Origin of the sequence: Lentzea guizhouensis (assembly GCF_001701025.1) — a bacterium.
In the GTDB taxonomy this organism is placed as follows: Bacteria; Actinomycetota; Actinomycetes; order Mycobacteriales; family Pseudonocardiaceae; genus Lentzea; species Lentzea guizhouensis.
In genome coordinates this window covers 2917379-2935133 of record NZ_CP016793.1, presented here as the reverse complement: position 1 = coordinate 2935133, position 17755 = coordinate 2917379, and the positions used below count along the sequence as shown (strand labels likewise).

The 17755-nt window shown below is 68.7% G+C and carries 14 protein-coding genes; 8 read left to right on the top strand and 6 right to left on the bottom strand.

The features are described 5' to 3' along the window. Positions 1-8: 8 nt before the first annotated feature. Entirely contained in the window at positions 9-1085 is a 1077-nt protein-coding gene (locus BBK82_RS14670) for a beta-propeller fold lactonase family protein (protein ID WP_065915517.1), read from the top strand. Here the strand turns inward: BBK82_RS14670 and BBK82_RS14665 are convergent. Next, entirely contained in the window at positions 1025-3094 is a 2070-nt protein-coding gene (locus tag BBK82_RS14665; protein WP_237048198.1) for an MMPL family transporter, read from the bottom strand. The genes BBK82_RS14670 and BBK82_RS14665 overlap by 61 nt on opposite strands. A 252-nt stretch (positions 3095-3346) precedes the next feature. Between BBK82_RS14665 and BBK82_RS14660 the strand changes: the two genes are divergently transcribed. Together BBK82_RS14660 and BBK82_RS14655 are read left to right on the top strand one after the other, a co-directional pair. Continuing rightward, positions 3347-3973 carry a TetR/AcrR family transcriptional regulator gene (locus tag BBK82_RS14660; RefSeq protein ID WP_237048196.1) on the top strand — a complete coding sequence of 209 codons (627 nt, stop codon included), beginning with the start codon at positions 3347-3349 and terminating at the stop codon, positions 3971-3973. A 190-nt stretch (positions 3974-4163) separates the two neighbouring features. Beyond that, entirely contained in the window at positions 4164-4553 is a 390-nt protein-coding gene (locus BBK82_RS14655; protein WP_065915514.1) for a hypothetical protein, read from the top strand. A gap of 398 nt (positions 4554-4951) precedes the next feature. Here the strand turns inward: BBK82_RS14655 and leuS are convergent, their stop codons facing one another. Then, positions 4952-7729, bottom strand: coding sequence for a leucine--tRNA ligase (gene leuS, locus BBK82_RS14650; protein WP_065915513.1), 2778 nt, complete (start codon positions 7727-7729; stop codon positions 4952-4954). A 152-nt stretch (positions 7730-7881) separates the two neighbouring features. Then, positions 7882-8859, bottom strand: coding sequence for an esterase-like activity of phytase family protein (locus tag BBK82_RS14645; protein WP_179953773.1), 978 nt, complete (start codon positions 8857-8859; stop codon positions 7882-7884). Positions 8860-8924: 65 nt separating this feature from the next. Between BBK82_RS14645 and BBK82_RS14640 the strand changes: the two genes are divergently transcribed. Further along, entirely contained in the window at positions 8925-9329 is a 405-nt protein-coding gene (locus tag BBK82_RS14640; protein WP_237048195.1) for an SdpI family protein, read from the top strand. A 30-nt stretch (positions 9330-9359) separates the two neighbouring features. On the opposite strand, the gene BBK82_RS14635 is transcribed toward BBK82_RS14640, so the two are convergent. Continuing rightward, positions 9360-9932 carry a YqgE/AlgH family protein gene (locus BBK82_RS14635; RefSeq protein WP_065915511.1) on the bottom strand — a complete coding sequence of 191 codons (573 nt, stop codon included), beginning with the start codon at positions 9930-9932 and terminating at the stop codon, positions 9360-9362. Between the two features lie 237 nt (positions 9933-10169). On the opposite strand from BBK82_RS14635, the gene BBK82_RS14630 reads away from it, so the two are divergent. Next, complete coding sequence (locus tag BBK82_RS14630; RefSeq protein WP_083267959.1) at positions 10170-11510, top strand: MFS transporter; 1341 nt, start codon at positions 10170-10172, stop codon at positions 11508-11510. On the opposite strand, the gene BBK82_RS14625 is transcribed toward BBK82_RS14630, so the two are convergent. Together BBK82_RS14625 and BBK82_RS14620 are read right to left on the bottom strand one after the other, a co-directional pair. Then, positions 11439-11693, bottom strand: a complete 255-nt coding sequence (locus tag BBK82_RS14625; protein WP_170067917.1) for a helix-turn-helix domain-containing protein — start codon at positions 11691-11693, stop codon at positions 11439-11441. The genes BBK82_RS14630 and BBK82_RS14625 overlap by 72 nt on opposite strands. Positions 11694-11778: 85 nt before the next feature. Then, positions 11779-13215 carry a CCA tRNA nucleotidyltransferase gene (locus BBK82_RS14620; RefSeq protein WP_065915509.1) on the bottom strand — a complete coding sequence of 479 codons (1437 nt, stop codon included), beginning with the start codon at positions 13213-13215 and terminating at the stop codon, positions 11779-11781. Between the two features lie 42 nt (positions 13216-13257). On the opposite strand from BBK82_RS14620, the gene BBK82_RS14615 reads away from it, so the two are divergent. From BBK82_RS14615 to murJ, 3 genes are read left to right on the top strand one after another with little or no spacing between them, the layout of a single operon-like run. Continuing rightward, positions 13258-13773 (top strand): NUDIX hydrolase, encoded by a 516-nt coding sequence (locus BBK82_RS14615; protein ID WP_071812602.1) that lies wholly within the window; start codon positions 13258-13260, stop codon positions 13771-13773. Then, entirely contained in the window at positions 13770-16094 is a 2325-nt protein-coding gene (locus tag BBK82_RS14610; RefSeq protein WP_065915507.1) for a DUF6049 family protein, read from the top strand. Before BBK82_RS14615 ends, BBK82_RS14610 begins: the two co-directional genes overlap by 4 nt. Then, positions 16091-17728 carry a murein biosynthesis integral membrane protein MurJ gene (murJ, locus tag BBK82_RS14605; RefSeq protein WP_065915506.1) on the top strand — a complete coding sequence of 546 codons (1638 nt, stop codon included), beginning with the start codon at positions 16091-16093 and terminating at the stop codon, positions 17726-17728. Before BBK82_RS14610 ends, murJ begins: the two co-directional genes overlap by 4 nt. Positions 17729-17755: the final 27 nt, after the last annotated feature.

Genomic DNA, 17755 nt, shown 5'->3' with positions numbered 1-17755 from the left:
TCCGGGCTATGGCAAAGCCACGCCTCGTGGCCGCGGTTCTGGCGCTCTCGGCGGTCGTCGCGGCGATGGGTGCCGAGCAGCAGCACGACCTCGTTCCGATCTCTTCCGGATCTTCGGCTCCACGGGCTTTCGTCGTGGGCAAGTCCGGTCTCGTCCAGGTGGTCGACACACGCAGCGGCGCCGTGCTGGCCGAGGCCGACACCAACGGCAGGGCGACGGGTGTGGCGGTCTCACCGGACGGCAGGCGCCTCTTCGTGGTCAACGGCTGGTCCGGCGCGGTCACCGAGGTCGACCCGGACACCGGCGCGGTGGTCAACCGGCTCTTCACCCAGGTCCAGCTCTCCCACGCGGCGATGCGCCCGGACGGCGGGCGCCTCTACGTGAGCGCGAGCGGCAGCGTGGCGGTGATCGACCCGCAGGAGTTCCGGGTGGTGGCCGCGATCAAGGTCGGCGGGCAGCCGCAGGGCCTCGTCGTGCACCCGGACAACAAGGTCCTCTACGTCGCGAACGCCCAGGACGGCACGATCAGCCTGGTCGACACCGCGGTCGCGTTCCAGACCTCGACGATCTACGTCGGCGGCCTGCCGCAGCACGTGGCGCTGTCGCCGGACGGCTCGCGGCTCTACGTGAGCGGTATGCGGCTGGGGGAGAAGACCCCCGGCACGCTGATGGTGATCGACACGGCGACGAACGCGGTGGTCGGCGCGGTGGGCATCGGCACCGGCGCGGGCACCACCGCGGTGACCCCGGACGGCTCGACGGTCTACGTGACGCTGCCGAAGGAGGGCTCGGTCGCCGTCGTCGACGCGGCGACCATGACCGTGCGCGAACGTTTGCCCATCAACGCACCTGGTGTCGCCATCGCGCCCGGCGACGGGAGGGTTTTCCTCGCGACCGGGACGACGACGACCGTGCTGGACAGCTCCAACGCCGTGCTCGCGACCTACCGGATGCGCACGAACGCGTTCGAGGAAGCGAAAAGGCCGCGCCAGTTCGACGCGGCCATGATCGCTTTGGCTCCCGGTCAGCCGACCGCGACGGGCTCCCTGACCTCTTCGTCCAGGTCGTCCGCCGGCTCGTCGTGAAGCGCGAGGCGTTCCTGGATCCGCTTGAGCGGGCCGGGCGCCCACCACGCGGCGTTGCCGAGCAGCTTCAGCACGGCGGGCACGAGCAGCATCCGCACCACGGTGGCGTCGAGCGCCAGCGCGAGGATCATGCCGACGCCGACGAACCGCATCATCGCGACCTGCGAGAACGCGAACGCGCCGGTCACCACGATCAGCAGCAGCGCGGCTGAGGTGATCACCCGGCCGGTCTTGGCGAGGCCGGTGGTGACCGCCTCCTCGGTGGTGGCGCCGTTGCTGCGCGCCTCGACCATCCTGGAGAGCAGGAAGACCTCGTAGTCCGTCGACAGGCCGAACACGATCGCCGCCATCAGCACGACGATGCCCGACTCCAGCGGCCCCGGCGTGACGCCGAGCAGGTCGGCGAAGTGGCCCTCCTGGAAGACCCACACCAGCACGCCGAAGGTCGCGGACAGCGACAGCGCGCTCATCACGACGGCCTTGATCGGCAGCACGACCGAGCCGAACGCCAGGAACATCAGGACCAGCGTCGCGCCTACGAGCAGCGCGACCATCAACGGCAGCCCGTCGCGGATGGCGTCGAGCGAGTCGCTCACCATCGCGGTGTTGCCGCCGACCAGCACCTCGGCGTCCTGCGGGGCGGGCAGCGCGCGGACATCCTTCAGCGCCTGCTTCGACTCGTCGCTGAGCGCGTCCTGCTCCAGGCCGGCGGACACGGCCGTGACGCCGCCACCCTGGCCGACCGGCTGCACCTCGCCGACGCCGGGAACGTCCTTGAGCTTGCCCAGGTACTCCTGCACGGCCGCCTGGTCGCCGCCCTTCACCACGACCTTGAAGCCGGTGTTGGAGAGCGCGGAGAAGTTCTCGTTGATGTTCTCGGTGGCCACCCGCACCGGGTTGCCTTCAGGCAGCACCTTCTCGGTGACCTGGCCGAACTGCACACCGAGGAACGGCGCGCCGAGCGCGACCAGCACACCGATGATCGGCACCGCGACCAGGACCGGCCGCTTCATGACCCAGCCGCTGAGCCGGCGCCAGCCGCGTTCGCTCGGCTCCCTCTTACGCCACGGCATGGCGAGCTTGTCGACCCGGTGGCCGAGCACGCCCAGCAACGCGGGCAGCAGCGTGAGGGAGACCAGGGCGGCGATCGCGACCGACGCGACACCGCCGTACGCGAGGGACTTGAGGAACCCGTGCGGGAAGAGCAGCAGCCCGGCGAGCGCGATGACCAGCAGCGTCGCGCTGAACAGCACGGTGCGTCCCGCTGATGCGACGGTCCTGCCCACGGCTTGTTCGGTCGTGCGTCCCTGCGCGAGCTCCTCGCGGAACCGGCCGACCATGAACAGCCCGTAGTCGATCGCCATGCCCAGCCCGAGCAGCGAGGCGACGTTGACCGCGAACGAGTTGACCTCGGTGTAGATGGCGACCACGTGCAGCACACCGAGCGCGCCCATGATCGCGAGACCGCCGACGACCACGGGCAGGCTGGCGGCGACCAGACCGCCGAAGATGATCACGAGCAGGAGCAGGACCAGCGGCAGCGAGAACATCTCGGCCCGCGTCAGGTCCTCCTGCGACATGTCGTTGATGGCCTTCTGGGTCGGCACGAGACCACCGACCTGCTGGCTGAACCCGTCGATCGAGAGCCGGGCCTGGACGTCCTCGAACTGCTTGATCTGCTCGTTGGAGTCGCTGCTGTTCAGGGTGATCGCGACGAGCGCCTGCTGCTTGTCGTCGCTCGGCACCGGCCCGACGACGTTCAGCACGTCGTCCTTCGACAGGCCGCCGATGTGATCAGCGACCTTCTTGAGCTCGAGCGGGTTACCGAAGTCACCCCGGTAGATGACGATCACGTCACCGTTCTTGCGCCCGAACGCCTCTTCGGCGACCTTGTCCGCACGCGCGGCCTCACTGCTGGGGGCCTCGTACCCACCCTGGCTGAGCTTGTCGAACACGCCCAGTCCCCACACGCCACCGAGGACGGCGAGCAGTACGGTCGCGACCAGCACCACCCAACGCCGTCTGTATGCGAGCGAGCCCCATTTCGCGAACATGGACGACGGCCTCCTGGGTAGTACCGTGAACACCCGAACTTTGTAAACACCGTTCACTGAAAACCGTACGGGGCCGTGCACGGGGTCTACAACCCGATGGAGTGACATATGACCGAGGCCACTCGCCGAGAACGTCTTCGCGCTGAAACAGAGCGTGAGATTCGGCAGGCGGCCCGCGCCCTTTTGGTGGAACGCGGCCGTGACGCAGTGACTCTGCGTGCCATCGCCCGTGAACTGGGCATCACCGCGCCGGCGCTGTACCGCTACTACGACTCGCACGACGCCCTGCTGCGCCAACTCTGCGACGACATCTGCGCGGACATGGCCACAGTGCTCCAGGCAGACCTCGCCGCGGACACGTCAGGCCAGGTCGGCTGCCAGGTGAGGGCCGTCTGCCACAGCTTCCGCCGCTGGGCCGTGGCCCACCCGCAGGAGTTCGCCCTGGTCTTCGCCTCTCCCCGCGACCCGCTCGGCGCAGACCAGTTCGGCTCGGTCTTCCTGCAGCTCGCCGGCGGCCTGATCGCCTCCAACCTGACCGCCACCCACGCGGACGACCCGGTACCGGCCGCCCTGCACGAGGACCTGGTCGGGTTCCAGCAGGTCCTGATCGACGCGGTCGGCGCGCACGGCGTGACGATCGGCGACGACGAGCTCAACCTCGGGAAGATCTACCACGTGGTCCAGTCGTGGGTGCGGCTGTACGGGCACGTGGCGCTGGAGGTGTTCGGGCGGTTCCCGTTCGCGGTGACGAACCCGGAGCCGATGTTCGACAGCATGATCGACCAGCTGCTGACGGACATCGGGTTCGACGAGGACGAGCACCAGGGCCGCTGAGGCGCGCATCGGGGAGCTGGCGCGGTAACCGGCGAGCGGTTCGTAACGAGTTCTCGCTGCTCGCGATTGTCAGGACATCGACATTCCCGATGACCTCGTCACGGGGCGACGGAGCGAACACGATGTCCTCACGCGCCAACAGCAAAAGGAAATTCCGCGAGAAAATCACCGGATCAGACGCAACCGGCGGATGTTCCACTGGATCGCCGGAACTCTGATACTGGTCTGGGTAGCCAGTATCGCCATCATCGTCACCGATGAGGCGACTTCCGATTCGACTGAGTTTTCGCTCTTTCCCGACATTAAGAGCTCAATGGCCGTCGCAACTGGCGGAGCCGACGCGTTCAAGTCCACCCAAAGTCACTATCGCGGTTTTTTCAACATCTGCCCACTAGATGACCAAGACTGGAAGGTCGTCTTCTCGTGGAGCATCGTCGTTCCTGACGTCAGCACGGCGCTACCTCCGCTGTACCTCGTCGTTCCGGCAGACGCCAGCCAGTTGAACCCGGAAAAGCAGGTTCTGGTGGCCGCAAAGAACCGAGCCGAAAACCTGGACAAAGACCTCGGATTGATCAGCTGAAACAACGAGCAATTGGATGGCAGAGAATTCGTCCTGGAGACGCTGAACCCGGAGCCCACCAAGAACATCGAGCAGGGAAAGCTGCTGTGGGAGGCTCGTTCGTCGGAGACGAAAACGGTGAGCGGGTCTGTGACAGGCGGGTCAGCCCATACAGTGAGAACGGTCGCCGACTGGCTGGCGACGAACGCACTGGCTGGCGCATTGGGAGCGATTTACGGCGTTGGGATCGAGCCACCGATGGATTCGAAGGCGCCGACGGGAAGCGCACAGGCCTCCACGGCACCCGCAGTTCCTCCAGCGGGAACATGTCGCGCTCAAAGCCTCCGGCTGGAAAGCGGCAGAAGCGGAAGCGCAGGTAGACAACCGGTGCCCCGAGACCGGGGCACCGGTTGTGCGACCTACAGGACCACGTTCACCAGGCGACCCGGGACGACGATCACCTTGCGCGGCTCACCACCCGCGACCAGTTCGGCGATCTTCTCCTCCGCCAGTGCCGCCGCCTTGATCTCGTCCTGCGAGGCGGCTGCGGCGACCACGACCCGCGAGCGGACCTTGCCGTTGACCTGGATCGGGTACTCGACCGTGTCCTCGACCAGGTACTGCTCGTCGGCCTGGGGGAACGGGCCGTGTGCCAGTGAGCCTTCGTGGCCCAGCTTCGTCCACAGCTCCTCGGCCACGTGCGGGGCCTGCGGGGCCAGCATCAGCACCATCGGCTCGGCCAGGGCGCGCGGGGTGCCGGCCGAGTAGTGCTTGGTGACGAAGTTGTTCAGCTCGATCAGCTTCGCGCCCGCCGTGTTGTAGCGCAGGTTGGCGTAGTCGTCGTGGACGCCGGCGATGGTCTTGTGCAGCAGGCGCAGTGCCTCGGCCGAGGGCTCCTCGTCGGTCACGCGCAGGGAGCCGTCGGTCTCGTCGACCAGGTTGCGCCACAGGCGCTGCAGGAACCGTTGTGCGCCGACGACGTCCTTGGTCGCCCACGGGCGGGAGACGTCCATCGGGCCCATGGACATCTCGTAGAACCGGAAGGTGTCGGCGCCGTAGGTCTCGCACATCTCGTCCGGCGTGACGACGTTCTTCAGGCTCTTGCCCATCTTGCCGTACTCGCGGGTGACCTCTTCGCCGTTGTGGAAGTACTTGCCGCCGTCCTCGATGACCTCGGTGGACGGCACGTACGAGCCGCGCGCGTCGACGAACGCGTACGCCTGGATGTAGCCCTGGTTGAACAGGCGGCGGTACGGCTCGTCGCCGGACAGGTGGCCCAGGTCGAAGAGGACCTTCTGCCAGAAGCGCGAGTACAGCAGGTGCAGGACCGCGTGTTCGACGCCGCCGATGTACAGGTCGACGCCGCCGGGGTCGTTGGTGCCGTGCTCGGCCGTGCGCGGGCCCAGCCAGTACTTCTCGTTCTCCGGGTTGACGAACCGCTCGGTCTCGACCGGGTCGACGTAGCGCAGCTGGTACCAGCACGAACCTGCCCAGTTCGGCATGGTGTTCGTGTCCCGGCGGTACGTGCGGACGCCGTCGCCCAGGTCCAGCTCGACGGTCGTCCACTCGGTGGCGCGTGACAGCGGCGGCGACGGCTCGGTGTCCGCGTCTTCCGGGTCGAAAGTGCGCGGCGAGTAGTCGTCGACGTCGGGCAGCTCGATCGGCAGCATCGACTCCGGCAGCGCGATCGCGGTGCCGTCCTCGTCGTAGACGACCGGGAACGGCTCGCCCCAGTAGCGCTGGCGGCTGAACAGCCAGTCGCGCAGCTTGAACTGGACGGTGCCGCGGCCGTGGCCGTTCTCCTCCAGCCAGCCGATGATCGTCTTCTTGGCCTCGTCGATGGCCATGCCGTCCAAGAACCCGCTGTTGACAGCGGGTCCGTCACCGGTGTACGCCTCGCCCTCGAAGCCCTCCGCCGGCTGGACCGTGCGGATGATCGGCAGGTCGAACTTCGTCGCGAAGTCCCAGTCGCGCTGGTCCTGGCCGGGCACGGCCATGATCGCGCCGGTGCCGTAGCCCATCAGCACGTAGTCGGCGATGTAGACGGGGATCTGCTGACCGTTCACCGGGTTCGTGGCGTACGTCCCGATGAAGACGCCGGTCTTCTCCTTGTTCTCCTGACGGTCCAGTTCGGACTTCAGGGACGCGGCGCGCCGGTACGCGGCGATGTCTGCCACGCGATCGGGCGACGCAACCTGGTCCACCAGCTCGTGTTCCGGTGCCAGGACCAGGTAGGTCGCGCCGAACAACGTGTCCGGACGGGTCGTGAAGACCTCAATGTTCTCGTCTCCCACCGCAAATCGGACACGGGCACCATGCGAGCGCCCGATCCAGTTGCGCTGCATGGCCTTGACCTTGTCCGGCCAGTCCAGCCGGTCCAGGTCGTCGATCAGCCGGTCCGAGTACGCGGTGATGCGCATCATCCACTGGCGCAGGTTTTTCCTGAACACCGGGAAGTTGCCACGCTCACTGCGACCGTCCGCGGTGACCTCTTCGTTCGCCAGCACAGTACCCAGTCCCGGACACCAGTTGACGGGCGCCTCCGACAAGTAGGCCAGCCGGAAATCGCCCAAGATCCTTTGCTGGTCGGCAAAAGACAGCTCAGACCACTTGCGACCGTCCGGAACCGGGCGCTCGCCCGACTCGAACCGGGCCACCAGCTCGGTGATGGGACGGGCCTTGCCGGCGTCGGGGTCGTACCAGGAGTTGAAGATCTGCAGGAAGATCCACTGGGTCCACTTGTAGTAGCCAGGGTCGATCGTCGCGATGCGGCGGCGCTCGTCGTGGCCCAGCCCCAGCCTGCGGATCTGCCGCAGGTAGGTGTTCATGTTGTCTTCGGTGGTCTTGCGGGGGTGCTGACCGGTCTGCACCGCGTACTGCTCGGCCGGCAGGCCGAACGCGTCGAAGCCCATCGTGTGCAGCACGTTGCGGCCGTTCATGCGGTGGTAGCGCGCGAACACGTCCGTGCCGATGAAGCCCAGCGGGTGGCCGACGTGCAGGCCGGCGCCGCTCGGGTACGGGAACATGTCCTGCACGAACAGCTTGTCGTCCGGGACGTCACCCTTGAGCGCGCCGACGGGGTTCGGCGCGTGGTAAGTGCCGTGTTCCTCCCAGTACTGCTGCCACCGCTTCTCGATCTGGTTCGCCAGCTCGGCGGTGTAGCGGTGGGCGGGGATCTCCGCCGCGTCCGTGCTCATCTCAGGCGTCCCTCTCACATCGTTCCTGCCCCTGACATGACGAAACCCCCCAGCCCAGATGGGCATGGAGGGCTGCCGCGCCGACCGTCTTGCGATCAGGTCGTCGCGGCTAGATAAGGAGCAGGCGGGCCGTGCTCATGTCGTCAACGGTATCAGCGCACCGCAAGCGCGATGAACTGGGTGACCTGCGTCGCGTTGAAGTTGTCGTCGGAGACCAGCCACAACGTGCCGTCCGGGCCCCAGGCCATGCCTTCGAGGTTGTCCACCTTGCTGACCGGGAACGCGCCGATGTCGGCGAGCAGCCGCTTCCTGTTCTGCAGCGGCCGGTACTCGAACAGGCGGACCTCGTTCCCGAGCGTCGGGCTGAACGACCGCTCCAGCACCAGGTAGACGCCGGGGGACTTCTCCAGGATCGCGGTGACGCCGGTGCTCGCGTCCGCGGCGAAAAGCGGTTCCTGCTGGTAGCGGTACTGGCCGACGACCTGTCCGGTGCGGGTTTGGACGACGATCCGCGACACGGCGCCCTTCGTCGTGGTCGCGGGCGGGCCGTCCTGCAGGAGCGGGCCTTCCAGCGCGGTGACGACGAGGGTGCCGCCGAGCGCGAACGTCAGGCCCTCCAGCGCCTGGTTCTGCCGCGGGCCGGACTCCGGCTTCATCCGCAGTTCAGCGGGCGTGGGCAGCGCCGTGCGGAAGCTGCCGTCACGCTTGCTGAACTGCACCGAGGGGTCGATCAACGTGGTGGGCGTGCGGTCGCCCTCCTGGCTCCACAGCAGGTCGCCGGTCCACTTGTCGACCCGGACGTCCTCAGGGTCGACCGTTCCGGGCGCGTACGGGCCGTTGGGTCCCACGAGAGAGTGCACGCCGGTGAGCTCGACGCCCTTGCGTGACAGCTTGCCTTCGTAGAACCGCGGCGCGACCCGGTCGTCGCTGATGTAGACCCACTTGCCGGTGCGCCGGTCGTAGTCGAGACCGGACAGTCCGCCGACGGTCGTACCGTCCACGACCAGGCCTTTCGGCACGACGTGCTCGGTCAGGAAGCGGACCTCGGGGGAGTGCGCCTGCGCGGGGGTCGCGCACAGACCGGTCAGCAGGACGGGCAGCACGGGGACGAGCAGCAGTCGTCTGAGCATGGCGCACAGCACACCTGACCGGGGTGACTGCCAGGTGAACGCGACTCGGCGCCTACCCTCATGGGGTGAACATCGTGCTGTCGGTCGTCCTGGGTGTGCTCGGCGTCGCTCTCGGCGCCGTCGGTCTGCTGGGTCTGCAGGGCAAGCTGCGGCGCAACCGCTTCGTCGGCGTGCGCACGGCGGCGGCTCTGCGCGACGAGGAGACGTTCGCGCTGGCCAACCGCGTGGCCGGCGTGCCGAACGTCGCCGCCGGTGTCGTGGCCGTCGTGTCGGGCGCCATCTCGTTCGCGATGGCCGACCTGGCCGTCACCACGGGCATCATCGGCCTGGTCGGCGCGTTCGCGATCGCCGTGGCCGGTGGGGTCACCGGGCACCGCGCGGCCGAGGCGCTGCCGGAGCCGGTCAAGCCCAAGGGCTGCGGTGGCTGCGCCTGCGGTGGTGGCGGTTGCTCGCCGCTCGCCGGTCTCTGAGCGACGCCGCAGTCCAACGTTTCACGTGAATCAGTTGAGCCGGACGTCGGTCGGGTAGGTCGACACGAGCGCGAGCGGCATGCCCTGCCGCCGCAGCACCCGGCCCCAGAGGTCGACGTTCGCGCCGACCAGCACGTCGTCGGCCAGGCCGGTGACCACCATCCAGTCACCGCGCTCGATCTCACCGGCCAGCTGGCCCTCGCCCCAGCCGGAGTACCCGGCGAACACCCGCATGCCGCGCACCAGCGGCATCAGGTCCTCCGGCTCGGCGTCGAGGTCGACCAGCGCCACCGGCCCCTGCACGCCGACCAGGCCCTCGACCTTCCCCGGATCGGTACCGGCCTTCAACGCCGCCAGGCACAACGCCGTCTTCTGCTCGACCGGTCCACCGATGTGGATGCACTGTGGACGGCTCACGTACGTGCCCCACGGCGGCAGGACGTCGAGAACCGCCACCTCGGAGGGGCGGTTGAGCACGACCCCGAGGGTCCCCTCAGGACGTTGGTCGATGATGTAGACGACGGTGCGCTTGAAGTTCGGGTCGGTCAGGCTCGGGGCGGCAACCAACAGGGAGCCTGCTTCGACCTCGGCATCGGGACGCACGTCACCATGAAATCATCCGTGATCGTCGGAACAACTCAGGGCCGCGCCCCGTTAGACTTAACTGTCGGATGTCTTTGTGTCCCCCGGGCTCAACAGACAACCGCCTTCGCGGAATACCGTTCGGCTGGAGCCGCGTAGTGCACCGCGCCGTGAGGCGACCTGGCATCCGGCCCAGGGGAGCCGGACCGAGAGGTCCGGCTTTCGTGGTTTCCTGGCAGGCGAGCATAGAGTGCAGGCGTGACAACGGTTGCGGTCGAGAAGCACCACTGGGGCTCGCGCCGGTTCCTCGGGATCCCGGAGTACCGCAGGCTTCTCGCCACCCGTCTCGCCTCGCAGTGGGGTGACGGTCTCTTCCAGGCAGGGCTGGCCGGGGCGGTGCTGTTCAACCCCGAACGCCAGGCCCACCCCGCCGAGATCGCCGCCGGTTTCGCCGTGCTCCTGCTGCCGTACTCGCTCGTCGGACCGTTCGCGGGCGCCCTGCTGGACCGGTGGGACCGCAAGAAGGTCATCCTCGTCGCGAACCTCGCGCGCGCCGCGTTCGTGGTGCTCACGGCCGCCGCCGTCGGGGCGGGGCTGTCCGGGCTACCTCTCTACGTCTTCGCGCTCATCGTCATGGGCATCGGCCGGTTCGTCGGTTCCGGGCTGAGCGCCTCGCTGCCGCACGTCGTCCCGGAAGACCACCTGGTCGAGGCGAACGCGCTGGCCGCGACGGCCGGCGCGGTGATGTCGGTGGTCGGTGCCGCGAGCGCGATCGGGTTCCGCACGCTGCTCGGCGCCGGTGACGGCGGTTCCGGCTGGACCACCAGCATCGCCGTGGTCGGCATGCTGCTCAGCGCGTTCATCGCCAGCCGGTTCAAGGCCGGTGTGCTCGGCCCGGACGAGGTCGACGAGTCGCACAACGCGATGAGGGCCGTCGCCCGCGGTCTGCTGGACGGCGCGAAGGCCACGTTGCGCACGCCGAGCGTCACGGCCAGCCTGGCCGCCCTGCTGGCGCACCGGGCCGCGTTCGGCGTCAACCTCATCATCACCCTGCTGCTGATGCGCTACGCCCTGGAGGACGTCGGCATCCTCAAGGCCGGCATCGGCGGGCTCGGTGAGGTCGCCATCGCGGGCGGCGCGGGCATCCTGCTCGCCGGCGTGCTGACCGACCGGATCGTCGACAGGTTCGGCATCAAGAAGACGATCAGCGGCACGCTCGTGCTGACCGCCGTGGCCCAGCTCGCGCTCGGCCTGCCCATGACGCTCATCTCGATCCTCGCCGCCAGCTTCTTCCTGATCTTCGCCGGTCAGGTCGTGAAGCTGTGCGTGGACACCGCGGTGCAGCACGACGTCGGCGACGAGGTGCGGGGGCGCGTCTTCGCCCTCTACGACACCTTGTTCAACGTCACGCAGGTCACCGCGGTGTCCATAACGGCGACGGTGATCCCCCTGGACGGGCGTTCGCCCGCTCTCATCATCACCGCCGCCGGTCTCTACCTGGTCGGCCTGGCCGCCTACCTGCTGCTCCTAGCGCGGAAACGGCAGGCGCAACATCCCGCTCTCGTGCGCGAAGACGACCGCAGCCACCCGATCGGGTAGATCCAGTCTGCGCAGGATGTCGGCGACCTCGTCGGCCACCTGGCGCTGACCGAGACCGAGCACCCGTGCGATCTCGTGGTCGGCGTGACCACGTGCGAGACAGCGCAGCACGGCGCGTTGGTCATCGGTCAGCTCGTCCAGGTCGTGCACGGCCGGACCAGCGGAAAGTCCCCAAGCGAACATCTGCATCACCCCCATGAGCACTACCCATGGTGCCCGGTGGCGCTGTCAGATCGCTAACGCGGGGATTTCATGCACTTACGATGAGTCACCCGTTTGGTGGCGTAAGACCCTGTTCACGAGCCCACTCGAGCAACGCGGCCTCGGCTTCGTCGCGGTCCAGCGGCCCGCGGTCCAGCCTCAGTTCCTTGAGGAACTTCCACGCGGCACCGACCTGGCGGCCCGGCGGCAGGCCGAGCAGCTTCGTGATCTCGTTGCCGTCGAGGTCGGGCCGCACGCGGGCGAGGTCTTCCTCGGCCGCGATCCGCGCGATGCGTTCCTCAAGAGAGTCGTACGTCCGCTGCAGCTGGTTCGCCTTGCGCCTGTTGCGCGTCGTGCAATCCGCACGGACGAGCTTGTGCAACCGCGTCAGCAGGTCGCCGGCGTCCGTCACGTACCGGCGCACGGCCGAGTCGGTCCACTCACCGTTGCCGTAGCCGTGGAACCGCAGGTGGAGGTAGACGAGCTTGGCGACGTCCTCGGTGATCTCCTTCGAGTACCGCAACGCGCGCAAGCGCTTGCGGACCATCTTCGCGCCCACGACCTCGTGGTGGTGGAACGAGACACCGCCACTGGACTCGAACTTCCTGGTGGCCGGTTTGCCGATGTCGTGCAGCAACGCGGCGATGCGGAGCACCAGATCGGGTGATTGATCAACTTCTTCTAGATCAATTGCCTGTTCGAGCACAACCAGGGAGTGGTCGAAGACGTCCTTGTGCTGATGGTGTTCGTCGATTTCCAGCTTCATGGCCGTGAGCTCTGGCAGCACGATGTCCGCCAGACCGGTCTCGACCATGAGCTCGATGCCGCGGCGGGGGTGCGCCCCGCACAGGAGCTTCGAGAGCTCCACCTGCACGCGCTCCGGCGTGATGCGGGCGATCTGGCCTGCCATCGACCGCATCGCCTCGACCACCCGCGGCGCCGCGGTGAAGCCGAGCTGGGAGACGAACCTGGCCGCCCGCAGCATCCGCAGCGGGTCGTCGCCGAACGACTCCTGAGGGGTCGCCGGCGTGTCCAGCACGCCCTGCCGTGCGGCCCGCAGGCCACCGGTCGGGTCGACGAACCGGCGCGCGGCCACGTCGAACGCCATGGCGTTGACGGTGAAGTCGCGGCGGACCAGGTCGCCGTCGATGGAGTCGCCGAACGTGACCTCGGGGTTGCGGGTGACGCCGTCGTAGACGTCCGCCCGGAACGTCGTGATCTCCAGGATCTCGCCCTGCTTGGACGCGCCGACCGTGCCGAACGCGATCCCGGTGTCCCACTGGGCGTCGGACCAGCCGCCGAGGATCCTCTGGATCTCGGCCGGCCGCGCGTCGGTGGTGAAGTCGAAGTCGTTCGTCGGGCGCCCCAGCACGGCGTCGCGCACACTCCCACCCACGAGGTAGAGGTGCTTGCCGGCGGTCGCGAACCGCTCGGCGAGCTCGGCGACGACTGGTGTGATGGCGGGCTCTTCCACCACCGCATTCTGCTGGAGCGATCGAGACACGAGAAACCAGCGTACTTAACGTTCGTAAGTACGATCGGCCGTATGCCCCCGTCTGCTGCTCGATCCGGAGGTGCCTCCCCGGGGCGCCGGAAGCGGCGCCGGGGCCGGCGGCTGAAGACGGTCGACGAGACGTCGGCGGGTGGCCTGGTGCTCGACGGTGAGCAGCGGGCCGCGGTGATCGGAAGACTTGACCGGCGCGGCCGGTTGCTGTGGTCTTTGCCGAAGGGTCACATCGAGGCCGGCGAGACCGCGGAACAGACCGCGGTGCGCGAGGTCGCCGAGGAGACCGGTATTCATAGCAGGGTCCTGCGCCCGCTGGGGTCGATCGACTACTGGTTCGTCGCGGACGACCGCAGGGTGCACAAGACGGTTCACCACTTCCTCCTCGAAGCGCTGGGGGGAGAGCTTTCCGACGAAGACGTGGAGGTCACCGAGGTGGCGTGGGTGCCACTCGGCGAGCTGGACGAGCGACTCGCGTACGCCGATGAGCGCCGTCTGGTCCGCCGAGCCGCCGAACTGCTCGCCGGTCGCTGCCGTGAAGGGGCGGAGACGGCGTGAGCCTGAGGAAGCTCTTCTGCACAGCTGCCGCCGGCGCGTTCCTGCTGGGCGGGGCGACGCCGGTGCTCGCCGTCGAGCAGCAGCAGGAACCCGACCAGGTCGACGCGCTGCCGTTCGCGCCGGCGCCGGCCACCCAGGTCTGGGCGACCAGGCCGCTCTCGGCGCAGCCGGGCCAGCAGCCGCCGCAGTTCCTGCGGATGGACATCGGCCAGCTGACGCCCCGGTTCGTCACGGGCGACTCGCCGGACAAGGTCACCATCAGCGGCAAGGTCGTCAACGTCGGCGATCGCAAGGTCTCCGACGTCGTGCTGCGGCTGGAGCGCGGCCAGCCCCTCGACACCGAGGACGACCTGCGCAAGGCGTTGCGCGAGCCGGCCGCGGCCGAGTTCGTGCAACCCAAGTTCACCGAGATCGCCAAGGAGCTCCAGCCGGGGCAGCAGCAGGACTTCACCCTCGAGGTGCCGTTGCGCGGCTCCGCGCCCACCTCGCTGGGGATCGACGAGCCCGGGATCTACCCGGTGCTCGCGAACATCAACGGCAAGCCCGACTACGGCGGCACGGCGCGGCTGGCGGCGTTGTCGACGTTGCTGCCGGTCCTCGGCGTGCCCGGTGGCGGCACCAAGGCCAAGACCGGCGCACCGGCCAAGCTGACCATGCTGTGGCCGATCGCGGACCGGCCCCGGCTGGTCCGGCTCGGCGGCGAGGGCCAGTCCGAGCTGGTCGACGACGAGCTCGCGCTGTCGCTGTCGGTCAACGGCCGGCTGTACGGCCTGCTGCAGGCATACGAGCAGGCCGTGTCGTCGATGAGCACCTCGCTGTGCCTGGCGGTCGACCCCGACCTGCTGCGCACCGTCGAGGCGATGACCACCGGCTACCGCATCCGCGGCGGCGTCGAGGGCAAGGGCAGGGCCGAGGCGCAGCTGTGGCTCGACCGGCTCAAGCTCGCGGTCTCCGGCCGGTGCGTCGTGGCCATGCCGGACGCCGACGCCGACCTCGTGGCGTTGAGCAAGGCCAAGCTCGGCGACATGCGCACGCTCGCGCTCAACGGCGGGGCGAGCGAGGTCCAGCGCGTCCTGGCGGTCCAGCCGCTGCCCGACCTGGTGTGGCCGGAGGGTGGCCTGCTCGACCAGTCGACGTTCGAGCAGCTGGCCGTCCCGCAGGACAACGCCACCGACAACAGGCTCGACTACAGGGGCATGAAGTCGGTGCTGCTCGACCCGTCCGGCGTGACCGACGCGCCGGGCACCGCGCCTGCCCAGATCACCTCCGGTGAGCACCAGGTGACCGCGGTGCGGATCGACTCGATGGTCTCCGACGCGCTGGAGGGCGGCGAGTCCCGTCCGCGCACGCTGTCCGGGGTGACGACGCCGGTGGAGAGCCAGCCGGTGTCCGTGCAGAACGCGCTGGCCGCGCTCGCGTTCCGGGCAGGCTGGCAGGGCGAGGGCAGGAACGTGCTGGTCACGCCGCCGCGCCGGTGGAACGCGCCGCTGTCGGAGATGACCGAGTTCCTCACCGCCGCCCAGCGCCTGGTCGCCGGTGGCTACGCGGCCCAGACCGGGCTCGAGGAGCTGGTCAGGACCAAGCCGGCGCTCACGGGTGCCAAGCTCACCTACCCGGCGGAGGCCGGTGCGCGGGAGATCTCGCCCGCCATCGCCGACTCGGTGGTGAGCCAGTACGCCGCGCTCGGCGGTCTGGTGAAGGCCATGCAGCAGGAGGACCGCGAGCACGCGGCACCGGCCGACCTGGCCGACCCGCTGCTGCTGGGCCAGCTGCGGGCGATGTCGAGCGCGTGGCGGGGCAACGAGGACGGCGCCCGCACCGCGGCCTACATCAGCGAGAGCGAGATCAGCTCGCTGTCCGGCCTGGTGAGCGTCACGCCGCCGAACAGCCCGATCCTGCTCGGCTCCGGTGACAGCCCCATCCCGGTCACCATCACGAACAAGCTCGACGTCCGCGTGACGGTGCGGATCGTGCTCGCCGAGACGCCGGGCATCCGTGCCCGCGAGCTCGCTGACCAGGTGCTTCCTGCCCGCGGTGAGCGGGTCGTGCGGGTGCCGGTCGAGGTGCTGCGCTCCGGCCGGTTCCCGGTCAACGTCCGGCTGACCACTCCCGACGGCGTCGCTCTGGGTGACACTGTCAAGCTGGAGGTGTCGTCGTCCGCCTACGGCACCATCACGGTGATCGTCACCGTGGTGGCCGCGATCGCGCTCGTCCTGCTCTCCGGGCGGCGGATCATCAGGCGGGTCCGTGCTCGCAACGGCGAGAACGGTGACGACGCACCGTCCATCGAGAACGTGACACCGGAGAAGTCGAGCGCGTGAGCGAGACAGCCACGACCACCGAACCAGGGAAGCAGCAGGCACCCTCCGTCGCCAGGGCCAGCGGGTCCATGGCGATCGCGACGATCGTCAGCCGCGTCACCGGCCTGCTGTCGAAGGTGCTGCTGATCGCGGTGATCGGCGGCGACATCCTGAACACGTCGTACCAGGCCGCCACGACGTTGCCGACGATGATCAACGAGCTGCTCCTCGGCGGCATCCTGACCAGCGTCGCGATCCCGTTGCTGGTCAGGGCCGAGAAGGAGGACGGCGACGGTGGTGAGTCGTACGCCCAGTGGCTGATCAGCACGGGCGCGGCCGTCCTCGGCGTGGGCACGCTGGTCGCGGTGGCGTGCGCGCCGCTGCTGACGGACCTCTTCATCGCCGACTCGCCGAAGGCCAACCCCGCGCTGGTGACGGCGTTCGCGTACCTGGTGCTGCCCGGCATCGTGTTCTACGGCCTGACGGCGCTGCTCAGCGCGGTGCTGAACGCCCGGCACGTGTTCGGCGTCCCGACCTGGGCCCCGGTGCTCAACAACGTCGTCGTGATCGTCGTCCTCGCCGTGTACGCGCTGCTGCCCGGCGAGCTCACGCTCAACCCGGTCCGGATGACCGACGTCCACCTGCTGGTGCTCGGCCTCGGCACCGCACTCGGCGTGGCGGTCCAGGCGATCGTGCTGTTCCCCGCGCTGCGCAGGACCGGGTTCCGGTTCAAGTGGCGGTTCGGCTGGGACTCGCGGCTCTCGGAGTTCGGCGGCCTGGCGTTCTGGGTGCTGCTCTACGTGGCGCTCGGCTTCGTCAGCATGATGATCCTGACGAACGTCGCGACCCACTCCGAGACCGCGCTGGTGGCGTTCAACTACCAGTGGCTGATCTCCCAGGTGCCCTACGGCGTGCTCGGCGTCTCGCTGCTCACGGCGCTGATGCCGAAGATGAGCAGGGCCGCCGCGAACAACGACAACGACGCCATCGTGCGCGACCTGCTGTTCGGCAACCGCATGTCGTCGATCCTGCTGATGCCGTTCAGCGCGCTGATGACCGTCTCGGGTGTGGCGATCGGCCTGGCCGCGTTCGCGTGGGGCGAGGCGGGCACGGAGACCGGGACGCGGATCGGGCTCGCGCTGGCGCTGTCGGCGTTCGGCCTCGTGCCTTACGCGATCACGCTGCTGCAGCTGCGCGTCTTCTACGCGATGAAGGACGCCAGGACGCCGACGCTCATCCAGGCGTTGATCGTCGCGGTCCGCATCGGGCTGCTGTACCTGTTCCTCGCCGTGGCCGAGCCGGAGCAGCTCGCCGTCGGGGTGTCGCTCGCGATGTCGCTCAGCTTCGTCTTCGGTGCCGTCGTCGGCCAGGTCTGGCTGCGCGTGCGGCTCGGCCGGCTGCGCACTGGTTTCACCATCTGGACGATCTGCCTGACGGTCGTCGCCTCCTCGATCGCCCTCGCGGTGGCCAAGGGCGCGTTCTGGCTGGTGGAGAGCGCGATCGGGCTCGGCAACCCGGTGCTGGCCGCCTGGGTCGAGGTCGTGCTGGTCACAGCGATCGGGCTGCCGCTCGCGTTCGGCCTGCTGGCCGCGTTCCGGGTGCCCGAGATGAAGCCGGCGATCAACAAGATCAACCGTTTGGTGCGGCGCCGATGACTCCAGCCCGTGAGCGTCTTCCCGTAG

Bases quoted from the DNA above. Each gene is read 5' to 3' on its own strand.
- BBK82_RS14670 (WP_065915517.1), top strand. From the start codon at position 9: ATGGCAAAGCCACGCCTCGTGGCCGCGGTTCTGGCGCTCTCGGCGGTC.
- BBK82_RS14655 (WP_065915514.1), top strand. From the start codon at position 4,164: ATGTTCCACTGGATCGCCGGAACTCTGATACTGGTCTGGGTAGCCAGT.
- leuS (WP_065915513.1), bottom strand. From the start codon at position 7,729: ATGAGCACGGACGCGGCGGAGATCCCCGCCCACCGCTACACCGCCGAG.
- BBK82_RS14645 (WP_179953773.1), bottom strand. From the start codon at position 8,859: ATGCTCAGACGACTGCTGCTCGTCCCCGTGCTGCCCGTCCTGCTGACC.
- BBK82_RS14625 (WP_170067917.1), bottom strand. From the start codon at position 11,693: ATGTTCGCTTGGGGACTTTCCGCTGGTCCGGCCGTGCACGACCTGGAC.
- BBK82_RS14615 (WP_071812602.1), top strand. From the start codon at position 13,258: ATGCCCCCGTCTGCTGCTCGATCCGGAGGTGCCTCCCCGGGGCGCCGG.